We start from the raw sequence: 21,383 nt of genomic DNA on the forward strand, positions 1-21,383 counted from the left end.
GCGGAGGGCCGGGGACCGGTCAGTGCGGACGGCCGCGCAGATGGTTGGTGATGGCCGCGACGAGCAGGACGGCGCCGAGCGCCACGTCCTGGTAGTGGGAGTCGATCTGGAGCAGGTTGATGGAGTTGGTGACCACGCCCAGGAGCAGGACGCCCAGGACGGTGCCGACGAGGGTGCCGCTGCCGCCGTGCAGGGCGGTGCCGCCGATGACGACCGCGGCGACCACGGTGAGCTCCAGGTGCAGGCCGCCGGTGCCGGGGCTGGCGGCGCCGAGCCGGGCGACGAGCAGGACGCCGCCGAGCCCGGCGAGCAGGCCGCCGAGGGTGTAGAGCAGCAGCTTGGTCCGCGCGACGGGGATGCCGGCCAGGCGGGCGGCTTGTTCGTTGCCGCCGATGGCGAAGGCGTTGCGGCCGAACGCCGTCCAGCGCAGCATCAGGCCCGCGGCGGCGCAGACGGCCACGGCGACGACGACCAGGGCCGGGATCACGCCGAACACCTCGCCGAACCCGAGCGGCACCAGCGCCTCGCCGATGGAGACGCTCTTGCCGTCGATGATGAGCAGGGCGGCGCCGCCGAGGACGGTGGAGGTGGCGAGCGTCGCCACGAACGGGGTGACCCGCAGGTACGTCACCACGATCCCGTTGACCAGCCCGATCGCCGCGCCGAGCGCGAGCGCCAGCGCGGCGGCGGTCCACTCGTTGACGCCGGCGACGATGAGCTGCGCGGTGACGCCGTGGGTCACCGCGGCGATCGCACCGAGCGAGAAGTCGATGCCGCCCGCGGTCATCAGCAGGGTGAGCCCGGCCGCGAGGACGGCGACGACGGCGATCTGCTGGGACACGTTGAGCAGGTTCGGGCCGGTGAGGAAGGCGTCGCTGCGCAGCGCGGTGAAGGCCCCGACGATCAGGAGCACGGCCAGCAGGCCGACGTGGCGGGACAGGCCCGGCGGCAGGGCGAGCCGCAGGCGCTCGCTCGACGCGGTCAGTGCGGTCATGACTGGTCTCCTCCAGCGATGAGCGTGACGAGGTCGTCCCGGCTCACCTGGTCCATGGGCAGGTCGGCGACGGTCCGGCCGGCCCGCACGACGACGGCGCGGTCAGCGAGCCGGATCACCTCGTCGATGTCGGAGGAGGTGAGCAGGACGGCGGTCCCGCGGCCGGCGAGGCCGTCGACGATCCGGTGGATGTCGGCCTTGGCGGCGACGTCGACGCCGTTGGTCGGCTCCTCCAGGAGGCAGGCGGCGAGGTCGCCGTCGAGCCACGCCGACAGCAGGACCTTCTGCTGGTTGCCTCCCGACAGCGCGGCCACCGGCGGGTCGTCCTGGAGGGTGGTGACGCCGTAGCGGTCCCGCGCGGAGCGGGCGCGGGCGTGCAGGTCGCGCCAGCGCACCAGCCAGGGCCGGAGCCTGCCGCGCCGGACCAGGTCGAGGTTCTCGTCGACGCCGAGGCCCGGCACGAGACCGTAGGAGAGCCTGTCTCCGGGCACGCAGCGCAGCCCGGCGTCGAGGGCGGCGGTGACGCTGCCGGACCGGATCACGGCGCCGCGGACGGCGACGGTGCCGCTCCGCGCCCGGCGCAGCCCGCTGAGCAGGCCGAACAGCTCCGACTGGCCGTCGCCCGCCGGGCCGAGGACGGCGACGACCTCACCGGCCCGGATCTGCAGGTCGAACGGCCGGAGCCGACCGTGGCTGAGCCCGGACAGCGTCAGCACCGCGGCGCCGGGGCTCCGGGCGGTCTCCGGTCTGCCCTGCACCAGGCGGTCGCCGACCATGGCCCGCACCAGGGCGGGCAGATCGAGCGCGGTACGGTCCTCGACGGCCGCGACCCGGCCGTCGCGCATCACGGTGACGCGGTCGGCGAGGGAGAGGACCTCGTCCAGACGGTGCGAGATGTAGATGACGGCCTTGCCCCGGTCGCGCAGGGTGCGGACGAGGCCGTGGACGCGGTCGGCGTCCCGGCCGCCGAGCGCGGCGGTGGGTTCGTCCAGGATGAGGACCCGGCCGCCGTGGTGGACTTCGCGGGCGATCTCGACGAGCGTCTGCTCGCCGGGGTCGAGGCTCCTGGCGGGCGCGCCGGGGTCGACGTCCAGCCCCAGGTCGGCCAGGGCGGCGGCGGCCTCCTCGCGGGTCCTGCGCCACAGCACCCTTCCCGCGCGGGTGGGGAGCCTGCCGAGCAGCAGGTTCTCGGCCACGCTCAGCTCGCCGACGAGCGTGCGCCGCTGGTGGACGATGCTCACCCCCGCCGCGTGGGCACGGCGCGGGGTGAGCGGGCCCTGGCGGCGGCCGTCGATGACGATGTCGCCGCCGTCCTGGGTGAACGTGCCGCAGATCAACTCCACCAGGGTCGATTTGCCGGCGCCGTTCATGCCGACGACCGCGTGCACCTCGCCCGGCCGGAGCGTGAAGTCGACGCCCGCGAGCGCCTGCGCTCCGCCGAACGCCTTGCGCACACCACGCAGTTCCAGGACCGGGACGCCGTCAGCGGACGTGGCCGCCTCCAGGTCCGGCGATGTGCCTTTCGCGTCGGAAACGGCCATGTCAGGTGCCGTCCTTCGGTGCGGGGTACATGTCCTGGTGGGCGACGCCGAGCACGACCATCAGGTTGCGCAGCGCGACGGGGTTCATTCCGGCGTCGAGCAGCCAGGAGGCGTCCTTGCCGGTCACCGCCCGCCGTTCCGGGCCGGTCAGCCGGTACCCGTCGAGGACGGTCTCCGGAGACTCCAGGTAGCGCGCGAGCAGGCCGGGGGTGTGCTCCAGTTCCCTGGCGAGCCGGTTGAGGGCGACGATGCTCACCGGGCCACCTCGGCGTCGGCGATCTCGAAGGCGGCGATGCCGATCCCGACCGTCCAGGCGGGCATCGGCCGGTAGGCGTGGACGCGGGCCGGTCCGCCCGCCGCGCTCGCCGCGACGAGCCATGTGCGGATCTCCAGCGCGCCGTTCCCGGCCTCCTCCAGGATCGCGGCGTCGTCCCAGCCGAGGATCTCCCCGGCGTCGCCCCGCTCCAGCAGGCCGAGCAGCCGGCCGTCGAACTCGGCGTTGACGTCGCCGAAGCGGGGCAGCCCGACCCAGTGCGACAGGCCGCCGGTGCCGATCACGCCGACGCGGGTGTCGCCGGGCAGGGCCCGCACCGCGTCCCGCAGCGCCGCGCCGAGGTCCGCGCAGCGGCGGAGCGTCGGCAGCGGCGGGGTGGTGCAGTTGACGAACAGCGGCACCACCCCGGCGGCCGCGGCCGCCGGGAGCTTGGCGAGGGGGACCATGAAGCTGTGGTCCAGCGGCATGGTGTGCGAGCGCGCCAGGTCGAACCCGCGGGCGGTGAGGTCCGCGAGCAGCGCCGCGCCGACGGCGGGCCGGCCGGCGACGGTCCCGCCGGGGTTGCCGAACTCCGCCCAGCCCTCGTGCTCGTCGGCGACGCCGAGGCAGAAGGCCGGATAGTTCTCCAGCCCGAACGTCTCGTAATGGTCGGTGGCGACCAGGACGACGGCGTCCAGGCGGGCGGCGGCGATCTCGGCGTCGAGCTTGCGCCACGCCTCGTGCAGCGGCCCGGAGATCTCCGGGTCGGCGTCGGGGTTCTTCACGATCGCGCCGACGTGCGAGGTCGCCGCGGCGAACGCGAGCCGGCCCATCACTCCTCCTTGCCGGTGAGCAGGCGGATGTCGTCGGGGTGCGCGGCGCCGCGCCGCACCACGTCGGTGGCGTGCAGCCGGCCGCACGACGGGCAGGAGTAGGCGCGCAGTTCGAGGCCCTCGTCCAGGCGCGTGGCGAGGCTGAAGGCGTGGACGTCGCGGCTGGACCGGACCGACGCGCGAGGACGCCAAGGCTCCTCGGCACCCGACAGGACGCACCCGCAGGCGCAGGCGATCCAGCGGCGGCCGTCGGCCTCGACGACGTCGAGCCCGTCCCCCATCGGGTGGATCCGGGTGCGCTCGCCCCGCGGCTGCTCGGGAAGCGGCAGGTCGGCGGGCAAGGCCCGGCGCTCGGCGCGCAGGCCCTCGCGGCGCTCGGCGGTGGCGGACGCGTCGACCCGCCCGTCCTCCGCCAGGACCACGCCGTAGAGCCGGACGGCGCCATCGGCGGTGACGGCCCCGAAGTCCAGGTCGGCCTGGACGGACGCGGCGGGACGGTCGAGCGGGTCCCCCCAGCCGCCCCCCGCCTGCGGCACGGTGGCCAGGACGTCGTCGTCGCCGAGACGGTAGAGGCCCTGGCGGCCCCGCATGGCCGGGCGCTCGCCGGTCAGCTCCCCGACCGCGGGGACGACCCCGGCGGCCAGCCGCGCCTTGACATCGCTGCTGTGCACGACGGTGCGGGTGTTCTGCGCGCCGGGATAGCCGCCGAAGATGCCCGTGGAGTTGGGCACCTCCCAGCCGTGCGCGGAGTTCAGCGCGGTGACGTCCCGGCCGCCGTGCACGGTGTAGACCGCGCCCATGCTCATGCCGCCGCGGTTCCGGCCCGCGCCGCCGGAGTCCGCGACCAGGCCGCGCCACAGGTACAGCAGCGGGGCGTCCATCTCGACGGCCTCGACGTTCGAGATCTTCTGCCGCTCGATGTTGTGCTGGCCCTGCGTCCAGGCGCCGTCGCGGTGCGCGTAGGCCGCGCCGCCGGTGGCGAGGCAGTCCATGATCACGTAGGTCTGGCGGGCGCCGCGCTCGCCCGCGCCGGTGAGGACGAACTTGTCGGGTCCTCCCGCGGGACCCGCCTGGGCCTCGCGCAGCAGCTCGTCGGAGCAGGCCGCGAGCTTGGACAGGCACTCCAAGGCCGTCATCTCGACGAGCCAGCCCGCCTCCAAAGCGCCGCCGCTGACGGCCGCCGGACGCGCCGCGTTGCAGATCAGCCCCTCGGGGCACGTGACCTCGACCGGCTTGAACAGCCCCTCGTTCCACGGGGCGTCGAAGGCCAGCGTCGGCAGCAGCGCCGCCGCGATCCCGGCCATCATCCCCGAGTAGGCGCAGTTGATGTACCCCTTGACCTGCGGGGACGACCTGGAGAAGTCGAAGTGCAGGGTGTCGCCGCGCTTGGTGAGCACCAGGTCGACCTCGTAGGTGGCGTTCTCCGACGACTGGGCGAGGCCGCCGTCGTTGTCGAGGAAGGCGCGGGAGTGCAGCCGGGCGTCGGGCAGGAGCGCGAGCCGGTTGCGCAGGCGGCGCTCGGACAGCCCGATGAGGTTGGCCATCACGGTGCGGACGGTCGCCGCGCCGTACTTCTCGGCCAGCGCCGTCATCGCCCTGACCGCGGTGTTGTTCGCGCCGACGAGCGCCCGCAGGTCCAGATTGACGGTCGGGGCCATGCGGGTGTGGCCGAGGATCAGGTTCCACACGTCCGTGCGGACCTCGCCGCCGTCGACGAGCTTGGTCGGCGGCATCTGCAGACCCTCCTGGTAGGAGTCGGTCGCGTCGATGCAGAAGCTGCCGGGCGTCATGCCGCCCACGTCGACCATGTGGCACATCGCGCCGGTCCAGGCGAGCAGCTCGCCGTCGAAGAAGATCGGCGCGATGAGGCCGACGTCCTGGGCGTGGACGGTGCCCTTCCACGGGTCGTTCACGATGAACATGTCGCCGGGGTGGATGCCCGGCGACCCGGCGCAGTCCGCGATGACCGAGCGGGTGATCGCCGCCATGGACGAGGCGTGCGACAGGATCGTGCGGCCCATCGCGGCGACCGAGCCGTCCGGCAGGTAGAGGCCGACGTTGTAGTCGCTGGCCTCGACCACGTGGGTGGAGCCGGAGATGGCCGCCAGGGTCGCGCCCTGCTCGTCGGTGATGGCCAGCAGGCGGTGCCGGATCACCTCGAAGGTGATCGGGTCGATGGTCGTGCCGGTCTCCGTGCCGGCCTCGGCGCCGGTCTCCGTGGTGGTCACGCCTCCCCCTTGCAGTCGATGACGAGGTTGCTGTGGTGGTCGACGGCCAGCGACTGGTTCGGGCCGAGCACGACGGTGGTGCCCGCGAACTCCAAGATCGCGGGACCGTGCAGGGCGGCGCCGCCGCCCAGGCCCTCGCCGTGGTACACCCGGGCGGCGATCCGGCCGGTCTCGGGGAAGTGCACCGCGCGCTCGCCGATGAGCGCGGCGTCGGGGTCGGCGGCGCCCGGGTACCGGCCCTCCCGGACGTCGGTGATCTTCACCCGTCCCTCCACGCGGAGCGTGTGGATCTCCACGCCCGCCTCCAGCAGCGCGGTGCCCGCGCCGTAGATCCGCTCGTAGGCGGCGCGGAAGTCCTCGATCAGCGCGCGCAGGACGCCGGTGGTGACGGGGCCGCCGGGAACGGTGAGCGGCAGCTCGTGCGACTGGCGGCGGAACTTCAGGTACGCGACCCGCGAGAGGCGGACGCGCGGGTCGTCGTCCAGGTCGGTGCGGCACTGCGCGGCGAGCGCGTCGAAGGTGGCGGAGATGGCCTCGGCGTCCAGGTGGGCGGCCGGGTCCTGGGCGCCGGGCGGGGTGCGGTGCACCTCCGTCGTCTGCACCGCGCGGTACCGGTCGGACGTGACGGCCCCGTACGCGGAATGGACCGTGGAGGTCGGCGGGACGACGAGCGTCGCGATGCCCGCGGCCTCGGTGTAGGCGTAGGCGTGCGTGGGGCCCGCGCCGCCGTAGGCGTAGACGACGAAGTCGCGCGGGTCGTGGCCCTGCTCGACCGTCACCTTGCGCAGCAGGTCGGCCATCTGGTTGTCGGCGACCTTCCGGATGCCGGCCGCCGCGTCCTCCACGCTCAGTCCGAGCGGGTCGGCGACGTGCACACGGATCGCCTTCTCCGCGAGCGCGCGGTCCAGCGGCATCTGCCCGCCCAGGAAGCGGGCGGGGTCGATGATGCCGAGCACCACGTCCGCGTCGGTCACGGTCGGACGGTCGCCGCCGCGCCCGTAGCAGGCCGGGCCGGGCACCGAACCCGCGCTTTCCGGGCCGACGACGAGGATGCCGGACTCGTCCACGGCGGCGAGCGATCCACCGCCCGCGCCGATCGCGGTCACCTTGATGCGGGGCAGCGCCAGATGCAGCTCCCCGACCTCGCTGACCCGCTCGACCAGCGGCTCGCCATCGATGATCAGGCCGACGTCGAAGCTGGTCCCGCCCATGTCCGAGGTGATCACGTTGCGGTGCCCGAGCCGCGCGGCCAGGGCCGTCGACGCCAGCACGCCCCCCGCAGGCCCGGAGGTGAGCATCGACGCCGCACGCCGCGCCGCGTCCCCGGCGCGCATGACGCCGCCGCCCGAGTCCATGATCGAGAAGTCGCCGGTGAACCCCGCCGCGCGCAGCCGGCCCTCCAGGTTCGCGACGTAGTCGCGGATGACCGGGCCGAGGTAGCTGTTGACGACCGTCGTGGCCGACCGCTCGTACTCGCCGATCACCGGCGCGACCTCGTGCGAGAGCGTCGCGTACGCCTCCGGCCACTCCGCGCCGATGATCTCGGCGACCCGCTCCTCGTTCGCGCCGTTCACGAACGACCACAGGAACGACACCGCCAGCGCCCGGACGCCCTCGTCCCGCAACCGGCGCAGCGCCGCGCGCACCTCGTCCTCGTCCAGCGCGACGACGTGCGCGCCTTCGGCGTCGATCCGCTCGGTGATCTCCACGATCCGCGACCGCTCGACGATCGGGTCGGGGTTGCGGCGGCGGCTGTAGTGGCCGGTCCGGGCGCCCATGCCGACCCAGGACGTCATCGACCGCTGGATGAGCATGGTGTCGCCGAACCCGCGGGTGGTGAGCAGCGCGGTCGGCGCGCCCTTGCGCTCGATCAACGCGTTGGTCGCCGCGGTGGTGCCGTGCGCGAAGTAGACGACGGCGGCGCAGAAGCCCGGCAGGTCCAGCCCGTAGGACTCGGCGGCCAGGCGCAGGGCGTTCACGACGCCCTCGGAGCGGTCGTCCGGGGTCGTCGCCGACTTGAACAGGCGCGGCGGGCGCCCGTCCCGCAGGACGACGAGATCGGTGAACGTCCCGCCCACGTCGGTGCCCACGAAGAACCGCGGGCCGGATCCCGATGAGTTGTCCACGCTCTCTCCACGGAGTCGACGAAAACGTCTTTGCGATTGCGATACGCCGCCGATGCGACGGCGGTGGGTGCGCGGATGACACTCTGCGAGGTGGCCCGCCTCACACACAACGCCTCAGTCCGCAGTGCGGACTGAGGCGAGGACCTGCGGAAACTCCGGCGCGACCGGCGACACCGACCGCGCCGGGCGCGCCGGGCGCCCGGTTGCCCCGCTCGCCGCGACCGCGGCGAAACCCGGCGGGCCAGGGAATGGCCGTTTCCTTGCCGTGCGACAAGAAAGGGACGTCGCCGCACATTTCGCCGGACCGGGCTCTTGTTCACGGCGAACCTATAGAGCCACCGGTGGCGAACGGCCGCCCATCCTCGGCCGTGAGCGACGTGAGCAAGACGGGCGCCACGGCCTCCCGGATCAGGCCGGGGACGCCTGCGCCGGGCGAGGGCGATCGACACCATTGGGGACGACGGTGAACTCGCCGAACGGGTCGAGGAAGCTCACGGGAGACCGGATCGGGCCTGGCAGGATGCGGCTGCCCTGCCCTCGGCGACCAAGGGCGTCCCGGTCGAGGCCGCCGCCCTGGACGCGAGGCGGGCTCCGCAGGCCACTTCTCTTGAGCGATTGAATTTCTTGCCTGACACCTGAAAATGAGCGCCTGCAGGAAACTGCATGAGCACTTATATGAACCGGTTCCTGATTGGCGTCAGTTCAATACGGGCAGTGTTCGATGTTCCGGACGCCGGGTTCTGGGATCGGCATGCCGCAGTGCACATCCGTGTCACCCGGTGGTGCGAAGTACAGGAATCCGCACCGAAGGGGAACGGGCATGACACGCCACGAACCGGCACGCCGCGGCGGCGTGGGCGTCCCGCGCGCCCGCCGCCGCGGGCGGCGGTCTTCGTCCACGGCTTCGACACCAGGCGTGCGCCTGCCTGACACCACGGCGACGGCGTCGTTTCCCGGTGACGGCTGAGTGTGATGTGCGATGGCTCATGCACAGACGCAGGCACGCGGACCACGGCGACCGGCGGCCGCTCGACAGGCCGTCCGAGCGCCACGGCCAGCCGCGGCCGGCCGGAGACCGGGGGTGATCCTGGATGACCCGGCCCGGGGCGAGAGGCGGGTCCGGGCATCTCGCGCGGAGAGAGAACTTCGGCCGGACGGCGGGCGTGAAAGTTTCACTTCTCGCACCGCTATCGAAACTCGGGGGATTCGAACCATTTAGCCCGGACGTCCGTCTCAGGAATGAGCCCATTATGCTGGGCACCCGAGACCGTATATGACCACGGTACGTACCCCGTCCGATCATGGAGGATCAACTTGAGCCTACATTTGCACGCTCCGGCCGGGCTTTCCGGCGTCACAGACATCCACTACTATGCGCGGGGCGCGCTGGCGGAAGTCCACCAGGAGCGGGCCCGGGTAATCTTCTGTGGACATTACGTGACGGATAGTCGCGAGCGGGGGTCCTAGGCGCGCGCATGCGGTGCGTGCCGGAAAGGCCGTCGGCACAGGCCCCGCCGGTCCAGGCACCCGATTTTCGTGACGTAGCGCAATTCCAGCAGGTCAGCGCCCGGTGTCCGGGTGACCGAGGCGCTGCGGGCGAAGCCGCCCCCTGAGGGATGCTCGCCGACATATCACGGGGGAATACACGCGATCATCTTCTTCGCCTCTGCGAGACCGGAGGCGGAGGCAGTTCTTCATGGGGCGCGAGCTCGAACCTCATCTGAAGTGAGATTCAGCGAAGAGGAGACATGGGGAGACCGGAGAAGCCGATCAACGCCTCCGGCGGGGCGGTCGCGGCTTTCGCAAGCGAGCTGAGACGGCTTCGCGCGCTCGCGGGCAATCCAACGTATCGGGACATGGCACGGTCCGCGCTGTACTCACCGTCGGTGCTGTCCAGCGCCGCGAGCGGCCATCGATTGCCGACGCTGCAGGTCACGCTCGCTTTCGTGGCGGCCTGCGGGGGTGATCAGGAGGTCTGGCGGCGGCGCTGGCTCGAAGTGTCCGGCACCCCGCCGCCGCAGCCGCCTTCCCCTCCCCGGCAGCGGGACTTCACGGGCCGCACGGTCATGCCGGCCCGGGCGGTGCTGCCGGCCCGGACGGTTCTGCCGGGCCAGGCGGTTCTGCCGAACCGCACGGTCTTACCGCCTCCGGCGCAGTTACCGTTACGGCCGCGAGGGCTCGTCGGGCGAACCCGGGAACGGAGTCTGCTCAGCAGGCCGACCGCCGAACCGATCGTCATCTGCGGGCCGGTGGGAGTTGGCAAAAGCGCGTTCGCGCTGGATTACGCACATCAAATCGCCGGAGAGATGGTCGATGGACAACTCTATGCCGATCTCGGATCTGCTCCGCCAGACGACAGAAGCCTGGTGACGTGTTTCCTGCGCGCGTGCGGAATGCGCGAGGAGCAGTTACCCGACGGCCTCGGCCAGCAGGCCGGGGTGCTCCGCTCAATGCTGGCCGAGCGAAAGCTGCTGATGCTGCTGGAGAACGTGCGCGACGAGCGGCAGGTTCGGCTGCTGATGGCCGAAACACGGCGCGGCGCGATGATCGTGGTCAGCCGAAACCCCCTGCTCGGCTTGCGGGATGTCCGCCGCGTGCGATTGGACGTCCTGCCCCGCGACGATTCGGTCACGATGATCTCCGAGGCGCTGGCCGATCGCGTTGCGGCTGATCTTGTGGACTGCGATCGGCTCGCCGAGCTGTGCGGCGACCTCCCGCTCGCGATCGATATCGCGGTCCGCAAATTGGCGGCCCGCCCGGACGTTCCGCTGGCCCGGATCATCGGGCGGCTGACCGACCGCGGCGCGCTGCTCGACTGGCTGCGCATCGGAGACGTCTCGGTGTCCGATCTGCTGAGATCGGCGTACCTCCAGCTCGGCGGGGCGGCCCGGACGCTGCTGCACGAGCTGGCGCACCGCCTGCCCGGAGAGCCCGCGGGCAGGGCCGACGATCTCACGTCGACCGCGCCGATCGGCGACGAGGTGGTGGACGAGCTGGCCGCCGCCGGGCTGCTCCGCCATGACGGCCGCGCGGGCGCGTACCGGCTCGATCCGCTGGTACGCGCCTTCGTCGTCCGCTACGTGATCCCGAAGATGAACCAGAGGTCGATCTTCAGTTGACGCCCCTCGGGGGAGGCGGCGTCCATCACCGGCCCGGCCGCTCGGCGGGGACGGTCCCGTGCAGCTCCAGCGTGCAGCACTTCACGCTGCCGCCCGCCTTGAGCAGCTCGGACATGTCCGCGCCGATGGGCTCGAAGCCGTGCTCGCGCAGCCTGCCGATCAGCCCGGTCGCGGCCTGGGGCAGGACCACGTTCCTGCCGTCCGACACGGCGTTGAGACCGAAGGCCGCGGCGTCGGCGGCGGTGGCGAGGATGGCGTCCGGGTACAGCTCCTCCAGCCGTTCACGGCTCTCGTCCGAGAACGCCTCCGGGTGGTACATGACGGTGTCCTCCGCGAGCACCGCCAGCGCGGTGTCCAGATGGTAGAAGCGCGGGTCGACCAGGGTCAGCCCGATCACGGGAACGCCGAAGTACTCCTCGGACTCCCGGTGCGCCCGCGGCGTGCTCCGGAAGCCGGTGCCCGCCAGGATCACCGACCCGGCGGCCAGGTAGTCGCCCTCCCCCTCGTTGGTCCACCGCGCCTGCCGCACGTCGGTGTAGCCGTGCGCCGGGAACCACTCCATGTACGCGTCGGACTCGGCGGCGCGCTGGGAGTCGCGGAACCGCGCGACGAGCACCCGCCCGTTCATGACCGTGGCGCCGTTGGCCGCGAACACCATGTCGGGCAGGCCGGGCCGCGGCGGCAGCAGATCGACCGTGTGGCCCAGGTCGGCGAACAGGTCGCGCAGCCATTCCCACTGGGCGATGGCGAGCCTGGTGGACGTCGGCTTCTCGGGATTCATCCACGGGTTGATCGAGTACACCACGTCGAAGTACGCGGGCCGCACCATCAGATAGTGCCGGCGGGTCGCTACACGTTCCATGCCTACCACCAGGGGGAATCGGGGATCTCATGCGCGGACGACGGGCCCGGGTCGGCCGGGACGCGGTAGCCGCCGTCCACGAACAGCAGCGACGGCCCGTCGCGGCGCGGGTCGGCCGCGACGACCTCGCCGACCACGAGCGTGTGGTCGCCGAGCGCGAAGGAGTCCCACAGCTCGCACTCCAGCCAGCTCGCCGACCGGAACACCAGCGAGCCGGTCCGCGGTCCGGGCGTGGCGGGCAGGGCGCCGAGCGCGTCCGTCCGCACCGCCCGGTCCTTGGCCAGCACGCGGGCGATCTCGCGGGCGCCGTGCGGCAGGACGGACACCGCCCACTTCTTCGTCGCCAGCAGGTCGGCCAGGAACAGCGACTCCATCCGCATGCACACCGACACCAGCGGCGGGTGGAGCGACACCGAGCTCAGCGAGTTGATCGTCACCGCGTCGTGGCGGCGTCCGTCCGCCCGGTCGGCGTACGTCGCCGCGACGCACACCCCCGTCGCGAAGCTCCGCATCACCCCGCGCAGATCCAGCGGCGCGTCCCTGGTCGGCGTCGCCGGCGATGACCTCGTCGTCATGGCTAGATCGCCTGCGGGGAGTCGAAGACCCGGTCCGGGTCGTGGCGGCGCTTGATCTCGGTGAGCCGCGCCAGGTTCGGTCCGTAGTACGCCGACCGCCAGCCCTCCAGGTCAGGGTCGGCGAAGTTGACGTACGACGCGTCCGCCGCGAACTCGCCCATGTCCTGATGCAGCCGGGCGAGCCAGTCGAGGTTGGCGCGCACCGTCTCCGGCGGGTCGCCAGGGTCCCACGCCGTGTCCAGCGAGAGCAGGAACAGCACGTCCCGGTGCGGGAACGCCGTGTCCGCCGCCCCGACGCGGTTGATCGCCCCGCCCCAGGTGAACAGCGCCGCGCCGCCGCCGTCCGGGTTGCCGCTGCCCGGCCACTTCTCGACCGCGGTCACCAGCGTCCGGACGGCGTCGCCGGGCAGCGGCGCCGGGGTGGTACGGGTCCGCACGGCGAACGCGCCGCCCGCGGACGCGTGGTGCAGGTACTCCACCGCGTCCCAGTACGACCGGTCCGCGACGTCCGCCCGGTGCGGCCGGGCCGCCGCCAGCGCGGGCGCCAGCAGCTCGCGCAGCTCGGCGGCGGGGCCGAGGTGCTGCCCGACCACCGAGACCACGCCGTCCTGGCCGGACGACCTGCTGATGCCGATGCGGGCGGCGAAGCGGTCCGGCGCGTCGCGCATGACCCCCTGCATGACGGTCAGCACGTCGGCGGCGTGCTCCCAGTGCCACAGCAGCAGGCAGGTGGACACGTCCATCACGGGACGGGCCTGGAAGGTGAACGACGTGTTCACCCCGAAGGTGCCGCCGCCACCGCCCCGGCACGCCCAGAACAGGTCCGCGTTCTGCGTCTCGTTGCAGGTCAGGACGGACCTGTCGGCCAGGACGAGCTCCGTCTCGACCAGCGCGTCGCAGGTCAGCCCGAGCGCCCGGGACGAGGCCGCGACGCCGCCGCCCAGCACGAGCCCGCCGATCCCGACGTCGTCGGAATTGCCCAGCGGGAACATCAGGCCGAACTTGCGCAGCACGTCGTGGATGCCCTTGGTCCGGGCGCCGCCGCCGACGGTCACCAGCTCCGTCACGGGGTCGACCCGGACCTCGTCGAGGTCCTGCAGGTCCAGCACCAGCCCGGTGTTCACCGAGGTGCCCGCGTAGCCGTGGCCGCCGCCGCGGGCGACGACCGGCACCCGGTGCCGCCGCGCCCAGCCGATCGCCGTCGCGACGTCGGCGGCCGAGGCCACCGACAGCACCGCGGCCGGACGCACGTGCCGGTACCGCTCGTTGTGCGCCCGGCTCCGCTCGCCGAACCCGGCGTCGCCGGGCAGCCGCAGCCGCCCTTCGGCGAGCCCGCGCAGATCCGCCCAATCGATCATCAGATCGCTCCCGTCACATCCGCACGTTCGTGGCTTCGTCCGCAGATCCGCCCGCGGATGCGGCGGCCTCTTCTCCGCTCGCGGGTGCGGCGACCTCTTCCAGGTAGGAGACGCCGGCGCCGGCGTGCTCCCCGAACCGCTCCCATTCCTCGCGCAGCAGCAGCCGGCCGTCCGCGCGCCGCTCCGGGACGTTCACGGTGTGCCCGGAGATCACCTCGCCGGTCACCAGCACCATGACGTAGCCGAGCCGCAGCGTGCCGTCAGGCTCGCAGGTGCCGGTGACCGTGCCGCGCCGCACCTTCCCGCCGCCGAAGTGGGCCCAGACCAGGTCGCCGTCCTGCCGGTAGCGGGCGACGGTGCCGTCGCCGCCGCCCGCCCGCCGGAACAGCCGGCCCTCGTAGTCGATCGTCACGCGTCGGCGTCCAGCAGCCCGGCCGGCATCTCCAGGCGGGTGCCCGGCGGCGGCGGCTCGACCTCCGTGGCGTCGATCTCGACCAGCGCCAGCGCCGCCTCGAGCCGCGCGTCGCAGGTCGCGGGGTCGTCGGCCTCCGCGACCACGAAGGAGTGGCGGGCGATGTAGCCGCCGGGCGGGAGCCGCAGCGTCGTCCGGGGGTCGACCATCGGCGACGCCGTGACCAGCCCGGGCGACTCGGTGGGGACGCGGACCGCGTGCACGACGCAGTCGTGGCCCGGATAGCCGAACCGGATGCCCGCGACGCCGCTCCGCGTCGGCGCGATGTCGGGACGGGTCCCGGTGGCGGCGTCGACCAGCACATGGCCGGGGTCGATGCCGGTGGCGATCTTGCCCACGAACGGGATCAGGTCGCCGCCGAGCCGGCCGTTGATCTCGATGATCAGCGGGCCGCGCGGCGTCAGCCGCACCTCGGTGTGGGTGATGCCGTCCTCGATCTCCAGGACGCGGTGCGCGCGGGCGAGGGTGCCGATGAGCTCCTGGTCGCGCAGCAGCTCGTCGTCCGCGTCGATGACGTGCCCGACCTCCTCGAAGTACGGGTACTGGCCGGTGCGCTTGCGGGCGAGGAACATCGGCAGGTACTCGCCCTTGTGCACGGCCGCGTCGATGCTGATCTCCGGGCCGTCCGCGTACTCCTCGACGATCGCGCCGCCGCGGTACTCCTCGTCGCCGATCAGGCTCGCCTCGTGCGCGACGCGGTAACCCGCGTCGAGGGCGGCCTCGTCGGCGGCGAGGACGACGCCCATGCTGGCGCCGAGCGCGCGCGGCTTGACGACGACCGGGTAGCCGATCCGCTTGGCCGCCGAGCGGGCCTGCTCCAGGCTGTCGGTCATCTCGAAGGCCGGCTGCAGGACGCCCGCGGCGGTGAGCCGCGAACGGGTGCTGCGCTTGTCGCGGCAGCCCTGCACGCCGGGGATGGACAGGCCCGGCACGCCGAACTCGGCGGCGAGCTCGGCCGCGGGCATCACCAGCGGCTCGTCGTAGCAGACGAGGCCAGCGACGGTGCGCCGCGCGGCGACCTCGCGGGCCGCGGTGCGCAGCTTGTCGTGGTCGAAGACGTTCACGACGTGGATCTCGTCGAAGTACGGGTGCTGCCAGGTGGGCTTGAGGTTGTTGATCAGGACGAGCTCCAGGCCCGCCGCGCGGGCGCGGGCGCTCGCCGAGCGGATCAGGTACTCGCGGTAGAGCTTCAGCCCGCTGCCGATCACCAGCAGCACGCTCTTGGAGGCGTTCATCTCTTTCCTTCCGATCCGGCAGGGGTTGGGCAACGCCGGGGTGGACGGGCTCATGCCGCCACCCCCAGCAGGGCGCCGGCGATCTGGTCGGCGACGAGCGGTGCGGTGCGGAAGCCGTCGCCGCCGCTGGCCGCGCGGGCCCAGACCGAGGTCCCGACCCGGGCGAGCCGGCCGGCGCCGGTGCCCGCGTCCACCGCGTAGTGGCACCGCTTCACGGCGGCGACCGCGTAGGCGCCTGCGTCGGCGAGGATTCCGGCGGCGAGGATCTTCTCGGCCCAGGCCCGTTCGTCCGCTTCGTCGCCGTCGCCGTCTTCTCCGGCGGAGCCGACCTCGCGGCGGGCCGCGTCGGTGCTGATCTTGAGGTGGGCGCCGGCGCCGGGCGGCAGCAGCCAGCCCCGCCCGTCCGCCCCGATGCGGCCCGCGCTGGGCATGCGCTCCCACCGTCCGGCCAGCTCGGCGGGCGGAGTCAGGTAGACCATGGTCTGCCGGTGCACCACCACGGGCACGTCCACCAGCCGGGACGACCACGGCCCGGCGGCGACCAGCACCAGGTCGCCGTGCTCGACCGTGCCGTCGGCCAGCTCGACCCTCGCGGCGTCGGCGTCCACCGCCACGACGTCGTGCCCGGGCCTGAGCTCGGCCGCCGGATGGCGGTCCAGCCATCCGGCCGCCGCCGCCAGCACACGGTCGGCCAGCAGCACGCCGGCGTCGAGTTCCAGGACGCCGGACGTGCCGTCCGGGAACCCGATGGGCCACATCTCGCGCGGGCCGACGAGCTCGACCCGCAGCCCGGCGTCGCGCGCCGCCGCGGCCACCGAGGGGATCTCGCCCTCCGGCCATGCCGTCACGACGCCGATCCGGCGGTAGAAGCCCGCGCCCGGCGGGGGGCCGCACAGCAGGGCCTCCAGCTCGACCCACCGGCGGTGGGCGTCGGCGGCCCGCCGCGTCGCGGACGGGTCGCCGGGGTCGAGCGCCCGCACGGCCCGGTGGTGGTCGGACGAGCTGGCGCCGGGGTTCGGGATCGGGCCCCGCTCCAGCACCACCACGTGGTGGCCCAGCAGCACGGCCCGCACCGCGGCCAGCAGCCCGGTGACGCCCGCGCCGACGATGACGATCCGCTGGTTCGTCCAGCCGCGCAAGGGCTCGTCCAGCGCGCTCCGGGCGGTCTCAGCCATCGCGTCCGCCCAGCGCGGGCAGCCGGACCGGGGTGATCGTGGACGGGGCGTCGCGGCGGATCGCCGTGTCCGGCAGGGCGGCGGCCAGGTCGACGAGGATCGGCGCGGCGCAGCGGAGCACGACCTCGGCCTGGTGGCAGAAGTCGCCCGCCTCGTCCGGCGCGGCGTCCCACCGGTCCAGCCGCGCGATCTGCTCGGTGAGCGTCTGCGCCGCCCGGACGAGGCTGAAGCAGTCCAGCTCGTACGACGCGGTGAACCGGTCGATGATCCGCGCGGCGGCGCCGCGGGATTGCTCCGACACCGGCAGCGGCCCCTGACCCGCCCAGCGGCCGGCCTTCGCCGCGACCCGGTTCCAGGGCTCGGCCAGCCACGACCGCGTCACCTTCGTCATGTCCGGCCGGCTGAAGTTGGTGCACTGGCTCTCGGGGCTGGTCGCGGCCAGGTGGAAACGGACCAGGTCGCGCGGCATCTCGGCGGCGAGGTCTCCGGCCCGCACCACGTGCCCGCGGCTGGTGGAGAACTTGTCGTGGTCCAGCAGGTAGAACTCGTTGGTGACGAACTCGACCGGCAGCGAGTACTGGTCCCCGTGCGCCAGCAGCACCGCCATCATCGCGACGGCGAAGGGGTAGATGTTGTCGAAGCCGAGGAAGTACACGACCCTCGTGCCCGAGCCGGACAGCCAGAGCGCGTCGTCGGTCCCCGGCACCTCGCCCCAGCGCTCCGCCGACAGCGCGGAGGCGTGCATGCTCCACGCCGCGGGCTCCGCGTTCGGGTTGATCACCTGCCCGGGGACCTCGGGGAAGGGCGCCGGGATGCCCCAGGAGATCGGATAGGTGACCGGGTAGTCGGGCAGCGGGCGCGACAGCATCTCCCGCAGCGCCTGCGCCATATGCGGGCGCATCGCCGTCGCGTGGACGTCGTGGTACGCCCGCAGCCGCTCCCGGTAGCGCTCCATCGGCAGCACGAGCACCCGCGCCTCGCGCGTCTCGACGGGGTCGTCCGGGTCCAGCGTGGACCGCGGGCCGATGAGGTCGGCCGCCGCGATCGGGTTCCCGCAGGTCTCGCACAGCCCGGCGCAGCCGTCGGCCAGGCACACCGGGCAGCCGCCGCTGGCGAAGCCGTCCACGAGGAACCGGCCGGTCTTCGGCGAGTAGAGGAACTTCATGGTCTTCAGTTCGAGGTTCCCCGCGCTGTGGACCCGCTGCCAGAAGTCGGCGACCCACTTGGTGAAGCGCTCGTCGTCGCCGGTGAACCCGTCGACGCCGATGCCCACCGCGTCGAGGCTCGATGCGATGCGGCCGGCCGACTCCGCCACCAGCGCCTCCGGCGCCATCCCGCGCCGTCCGGCCGTCGTGACGACGAAGGTGGACGTGTCCTGGAAACCCGTCCCGAAGTACGCCTTGCGCCCGGTGGCCCGCAGATAGCGGGTATAGACGTCGGCGGCCAGGAAAGGACCGGCCAGGTGGCCGAGGTGCAGGTCGCCGTTGGCGGTGGGCGCCGGGGAGATCACTATCGTCCGCTCGGTCATGACGACCGCTTCCGGTGCCGGTCGAGGAACGCCTCCGCCATCTCGGCGTCCCACCAGACTCCGTAGTACTCGAAGTCCTCGCCGGTGTCGTTCACCACCTGGTGGGTGGAGCCCGGGATCAGGTGGACGATGTCGCCCGCGACGAACGGAACGTCCTCGCCGTCGACGCGCAGCTTGGCGCGTCCGGTCATCGCGATGAAGATCTCGTACTCGTGATGCGAGTGCGGGGTCGACTCCGTCCCGGCCCGCAGGACGCACCAGGCGCCCTCGAACGGGGCGTTGAGCGCGGGCCACGGCAGCAGCCGCTCGGAGTCCAGGCCGTACGCCCGGGTCAGCTCGGCCCGGTCCAGCGTGCGGATCTCGAACATGCGGTCCTCGTTCTCGATCATGCCGACCGCACCTGCTCCGTCAGCCGCCCGTCCCGGCCGAGCTCGGACGCGCGGCGGGCCAGCATGTCGTCGGTGATGTCCTGGGAGCGGTGCGACAGGACGCTGATCAGGGAGTCGGCGATGCCGTGCGTCGCCTCGTTGACGCCCTGCAGGTAGAGCGCGCCCGACGCGGGCCGGCCGAGCTCGACGCGGTAGCGGCGGCTCACCACGACCTCGTCGAGGCCCGCGCGGGCCGCGAGGTCGCGGACCATGACGGGCATCCGCGAGTCGTAGCCCGTGCCGAGGAACACCAGGTCGCAGCGCAGCGGCTCGACCTTGCCGTTCTTGCGGTCGCGCAGGTCGAGGACGACGTCGTCCCGGTCGACGCGGGCGCCGACCACCTCGGTGAGGGGGCGCACGGTGGAGCGCTGGTCGCCGAGCATCCGCTGCTGGTAGAGCATGTAGTACAGCTCGTCGGCGAAGGGCGGGGCGAGTCCCGCGTAGTTCGTCAGATGCATCTCCTCCAGGACCTGCTCGCGGGCCTCGGGCTGCATCGTGAAGAACTCGTCGACGAACGAGGGGAAGAACAGCTCGTTGACGAACTTGCTGGTCTGGTAGTTCTGGAACCCGATCGAGCGCAGCACGATCGTCGGGCGGCTCTGTGGCAGATCCTGCGACAGCGCCATGAACATCTCGACGGCGCTCTGCGCCCCGCCGACGACCACCGGCCGCAGCGTGCCGCCGGCGTCGGCCTCCGCGATGCGGGCGCTGTACTGGGTGCTGTGGACGACCCGCTCCGCCGGCAGGTCCCGGAACACCTCGGGGATGTGCGGGTCGCGCCCGGCGCCGATCACCAGGTCGCGGCAGTGCACCACGTCCCCGCCGGCGAGCGTGACCGTCCAGCCGGCGATGGAGCCGTCGCCGGCGATGCGGGGCTCGACCCGCTCGCCGCGGGCGTTGTAGCGGATCTTCACGTGCTGGAACGATCCGGCGACCCACTGCTGGTACGCCGACAGCTGCCAGCGGTAGGGGTTGAAGGTGCTGAGGTTGACGAACCTGTCCAGCTCGCCCGTCTCGTGGAGGAAGTTCAGGAAGGAGAACCGGCTGCGCGGGTTCCGCAGCGTCACCAGGTCCTTGAGGAAGGAGACCTGGCTGCGGGCCCACGGCAGGAGCAGGCCGCGCTGCCATTTCACGTCGGAGTGCTGTTCGAGGATCAGCGCGCTGCGCGCCATCTCGGCCGGGGCCGACTCCTCCAGCGCCACGGCGAGCGCCAGGTTGGCCGGGCCCGCGCCGATCATCAGAATGTCAACTTCTTGGACTGTCACAATCCCACCTGTCGTTCCGGTCGGCGCCCCCGTGCGGGCAGGCCGAGAGATGTCGCGCCCGTGCGGGCGGACCGAGGGGAGTCGTCAGATCGGCTCACCTGGAGCGGGTCACGACGCCGGCCGGACGGCGCCGGCGGGCTTCGCGGCGGTGATGCCGAGGCACAGCGGGAACTGGGGCTTCGCGTCCAGCAGGTACGCCCCCGCCGACTGCAGGATGCGGTCCTGGGCCACGACGTGCTGGCACATCGTGTGGGTGTCGCGAAGCCAGCGGTCCATCGGGGACGGCTGGTAGATGGAGCTGGTCTGCAGCAGGTCGTACAGCCGGGTGACGATCGACCGCGCGGTGCGGAACGCGTGCCTGCGCGAGAGCGGCAGCGCGGCCCGCTCCTCCGGGGTCAGGTCGTCGAGCGTCCCCCCGGCGGCGAGGAGCTCGTGCTGGCGCCGCATCGCCCCGTACACGCCGTGGCGGCTGGCGACGAGGTCGGCCTCGCAGTCGGCGACGGTGACCTGGGTGCGGTAGTCGTCCCCCTTCTTCCGCGCCGTGACGAGCTCGCGGACGTGGTCGAGCGCGGCCCGAGCGATGCCCAGCGGCACCCCCGGCATGTTGCGCATGTGCACCTCGGGCTGGGCCAGCGGGCCCTCGCCGTTGCGGACGGTGTCGAACGTCAGCGTCCGCTCGGCCGGCACGAACACGTCGGTGATCGTGTAGTCGCAGCTGCCGCTGCCGGCCAGCCCCGTGGTGTACCAGGTGTCGATGACCTCGACGTCCTCGCGCGGCACCATCATCAGCTTGGAGTCGTGCGGGTCGCCGTCCGGGCCGGGCTCCGGCGCGCCGTCGCGGTAGATGAACGCGCCGGAGATCACCCAGTCGGCGTGGGTGACGCCGCTGCCGAACTGCCAGCGGCCGGAGAGCCGGTACCCGCCCGGCACGATCTCGGCGTGCCCGGTCGGGAACAGCAGCCCCGCGGTGATCAGGTCGAGGCTCGGGAACATCTCCTTGGCCACGGGCTCGTCCAGGAACGCCGCGTACAGGCCGGTGTCGGAGCCGATCATCGCGCACCAGCCGGCCGCCGGGTCGCCGTAGGAGATCGCCTCGATGATCTCGGTCTGCTCGATCGAGCTCAGCTCGGGGCCGCCCCACTCGTGCGCGAACCCCATCCGGAACACGCCGGTGCCGCGCAGCAGCTCGACGACGTCCATCGGCAGCCTGCGCTCGCGCTCGATCTCCGCCGAGCGCGCCTGTAACTCGGGGACGATCGCCCGGACGCGGCGGAGGATGTCCTCGCCCGTTCGCGGCGGCGCCGGGGCCGGGGCCTCGGCGGCGCCCGGACGGCTGGGTGCAGTGGCCATCAGCTCGCTCCCTCGATCGTGAACGCGATTGCTGGGGGGCG

The 21,383-nt window shown here is 72.9% G+C and carries 17 protein-coding genes; 1 reads left to right on the forward strand and 16 read right to left on the reverse strand.

All coding sequences use genetic code 11. From position 1 onward, the window contains the following. Nucleotides 1-19 precede the first annotated feature (19 nt). From E1287_RS20900 to E1287_RS20925, 6 genes are read right to left on the reverse strand one after another with little or no spacing between them, the layout of a single operon-like run. Nucleotides 20-994, reverse strand: coding sequence for an ABC transporter permease (locus E1287_RS20900; RefSeq protein ID WP_131966730.1), 975 nt, complete (start codon nt 992-994; stop codon nt 20-22). Next, a complete protein-coding gene (locus E1287_RS20905) occupies nt 991-2,535 on the reverse strand; it encodes a sugar ABC transporter ATP-binding protein (RefSeq protein ID WP_131966731.1) in 1,545 nt (514 codons plus the stop codon). Before E1287_RS20905 ends, E1287_RS20900 begins: the two co-directional genes overlap by 4 nt. Before the next feature lies 1 nt (nt 2,536). Beyond that, a complete protein-coding gene (locus tag E1287_RS20910) occupies nt 2,537-2,791 on the reverse strand; it encodes a hypothetical protein (RefSeq protein ID WP_165969111.1) in 255 nt (84 codons plus the stop codon). Beyond that, nucleotides 2,788-3,621 (reverse strand): 2,3-dihydroxyphenylpropionate 1,2-dioxygenase, encoded by an 834-nt coding sequence (locus E1287_RS20915; RefSeq protein WP_131966733.1) that lies wholly within the window; start codon nt 3,619-3,621, stop codon nt 2,788-2,790. Before E1287_RS20915 ends, E1287_RS20910 begins: the two co-directional genes overlap by 4 nt. Further along, nucleotides 3,621-5,849 (reverse strand): hydantoinase B/oxoprolinase family protein, encoded by a 2,229-nt coding sequence (locus tag E1287_RS20920; RefSeq protein WP_165969112.1) that lies wholly within the window; start codon nt 5,847-5,849, stop codon nt 3,621-3,623. Before E1287_RS20920 ends, E1287_RS20915 begins: the two co-directional genes overlap by 1 nt. Continuing rightward, nucleotides 5,846-7,975, reverse strand: coding sequence for a hydantoinase/oxoprolinase family protein (locus tag E1287_RS20925; protein ID WP_165969113.1), 2,130 nt, complete (start codon nt 7,973-7,975; stop codon nt 5,846-5,848). Before E1287_RS20925 ends, E1287_RS20920 begins: the two co-directional genes overlap by 4 nt. 1,748 nt (nt 7,976-9,723) lie before the next feature. On the opposite strand from E1287_RS20925, the gene E1287_RS20930 reads away from it, so the two are divergent. Further along, complete coding sequence (locus E1287_RS20930; protein WP_131966736.1) at nt 9,724-11,094, forward strand: XRE family transcriptional regulator; 1,371 nt, start codon at nt 9,724-9,726, stop codon at nt 11,092-11,094. Between the two features lie 25 nt (nt 11,095-11,119). Here E1287_RS20930 and ddaH read toward each other — a convergent pair whose 3' ends face one another. From ddaH to E1287_RS20980, 10 genes are all read right to left on the reverse strand, one after another. Beyond that, entirely contained in the window at nt 11,120-11,956 is an 837-nt protein-coding gene (gene ddaH, locus E1287_RS20935; protein WP_131966737.1) for a dimethylargininase, read from the reverse strand. 2 nt (nt 11,957-11,958) lie between these two features. Beyond that, nucleotides 11,959-12,531, reverse strand: a complete 573-nt coding sequence (locus tag E1287_RS20940; RefSeq protein WP_131966738.1) for a flavin reductase family protein — start codon at nt 12,529-12,531, stop codon at nt 11,959-11,961. 2 nt (nt 12,532-12,533) lie between these two features. Further along, nucleotides 12,534-13,889 carry an FAD-binding oxidoreductase gene (locus E1287_RS20945; RefSeq protein ID WP_131966739.1) on the reverse strand — a complete coding sequence of 452 codons (1,356 nt, stop codon included), beginning with the start codon at nt 13,887-13,889 and terminating at the stop codon, nt 12,534-12,536. A gap of 13 nt (nt 13,890-13,902) precedes the next feature. Beyond that, the gene (locus E1287_RS20950) at nt 13,903-14,301 is read right to left on the reverse strand and encodes a hypothetical protein (protein ID WP_207934347.1); all 399 of its coding nucleotides are present in this window, start codon (nt 14,299-14,301) and stop codon (nt 13,903-13,905) included. Then, the gene (locus tag E1287_RS20955; RefSeq protein ID WP_131966740.1) at nt 14,298-15,596 is read right to left on the reverse strand and encodes an ATP-grasp domain-containing protein; all 1,299 of its coding nucleotides are present in this window, start codon (nt 15,594-15,596) and stop codon (nt 14,298-14,300) included. The genes E1287_RS20950 and E1287_RS20955 overlap by 4 nt, the downstream gene beginning before the upstream one ends. A gap of 50 nt (nt 15,597-15,646) precedes the next feature. Beyond that, entirely contained in the window at nt 15,647-16,771 is a 1,125-nt protein-coding gene (locus tag E1287_RS20960) for an FAD-binding oxidoreductase (RefSeq protein ID WP_131966741.1), read from the reverse strand. Next, a complete protein-coding gene (locus E1287_RS20965) occupies nt 16,764-18,299 on the reverse strand; it encodes a class I tRNA ligase family protein (RefSeq protein ID WP_131966742.1) in 1,536 nt (511 codons plus the stop codon). The genes E1287_RS20960 and E1287_RS20965 overlap by 8 nt, the downstream gene beginning before the upstream one ends. Further along, entirely contained in the window at nt 18,296-18,688 is a 393-nt protein-coding gene (locus E1287_RS20970) for a cupin domain-containing protein (protein ID WP_243719267.1), read from the reverse strand. The genes E1287_RS20965 and E1287_RS20970 overlap by 4 nt, the downstream gene beginning before the upstream one ends. Then, nucleotides 18,685-19,965, reverse strand: coding sequence for a SidA/IucD/PvdA family monooxygenase (locus E1287_RS20975; RefSeq protein WP_243719269.1), 1,281 nt, complete (start codon nt 19,963-19,965; stop codon nt 18,685-18,687). The genes E1287_RS20970 and E1287_RS20975 overlap by 4 nt, the downstream gene beginning before the upstream one ends. A gap of 135 nt (nt 19,966-20,100) precedes the next feature. Continuing rightward, nucleotides 20,101-21,342: an acyl-CoA dehydrogenase family protein gene (locus E1287_RS20980; protein WP_131966744.1), complete on the reverse strand. Its 1,242-nt coding sequence runs from the start codon at nt 21,340-21,342 to the stop codon at nt 20,101-20,103. Between the last annotated feature and the right edge of the window lie 41 nt (nt 21,343-21,383).

Origin of the sequence: Actinomadura sp. KC06 (assembly GCF_004348735.1) — a bacterium.
GTDB lineage: Bacteria > Actinomycetota > Actinomycetes > Streptosporangiales > Streptosporangiaceae > Spirillospora.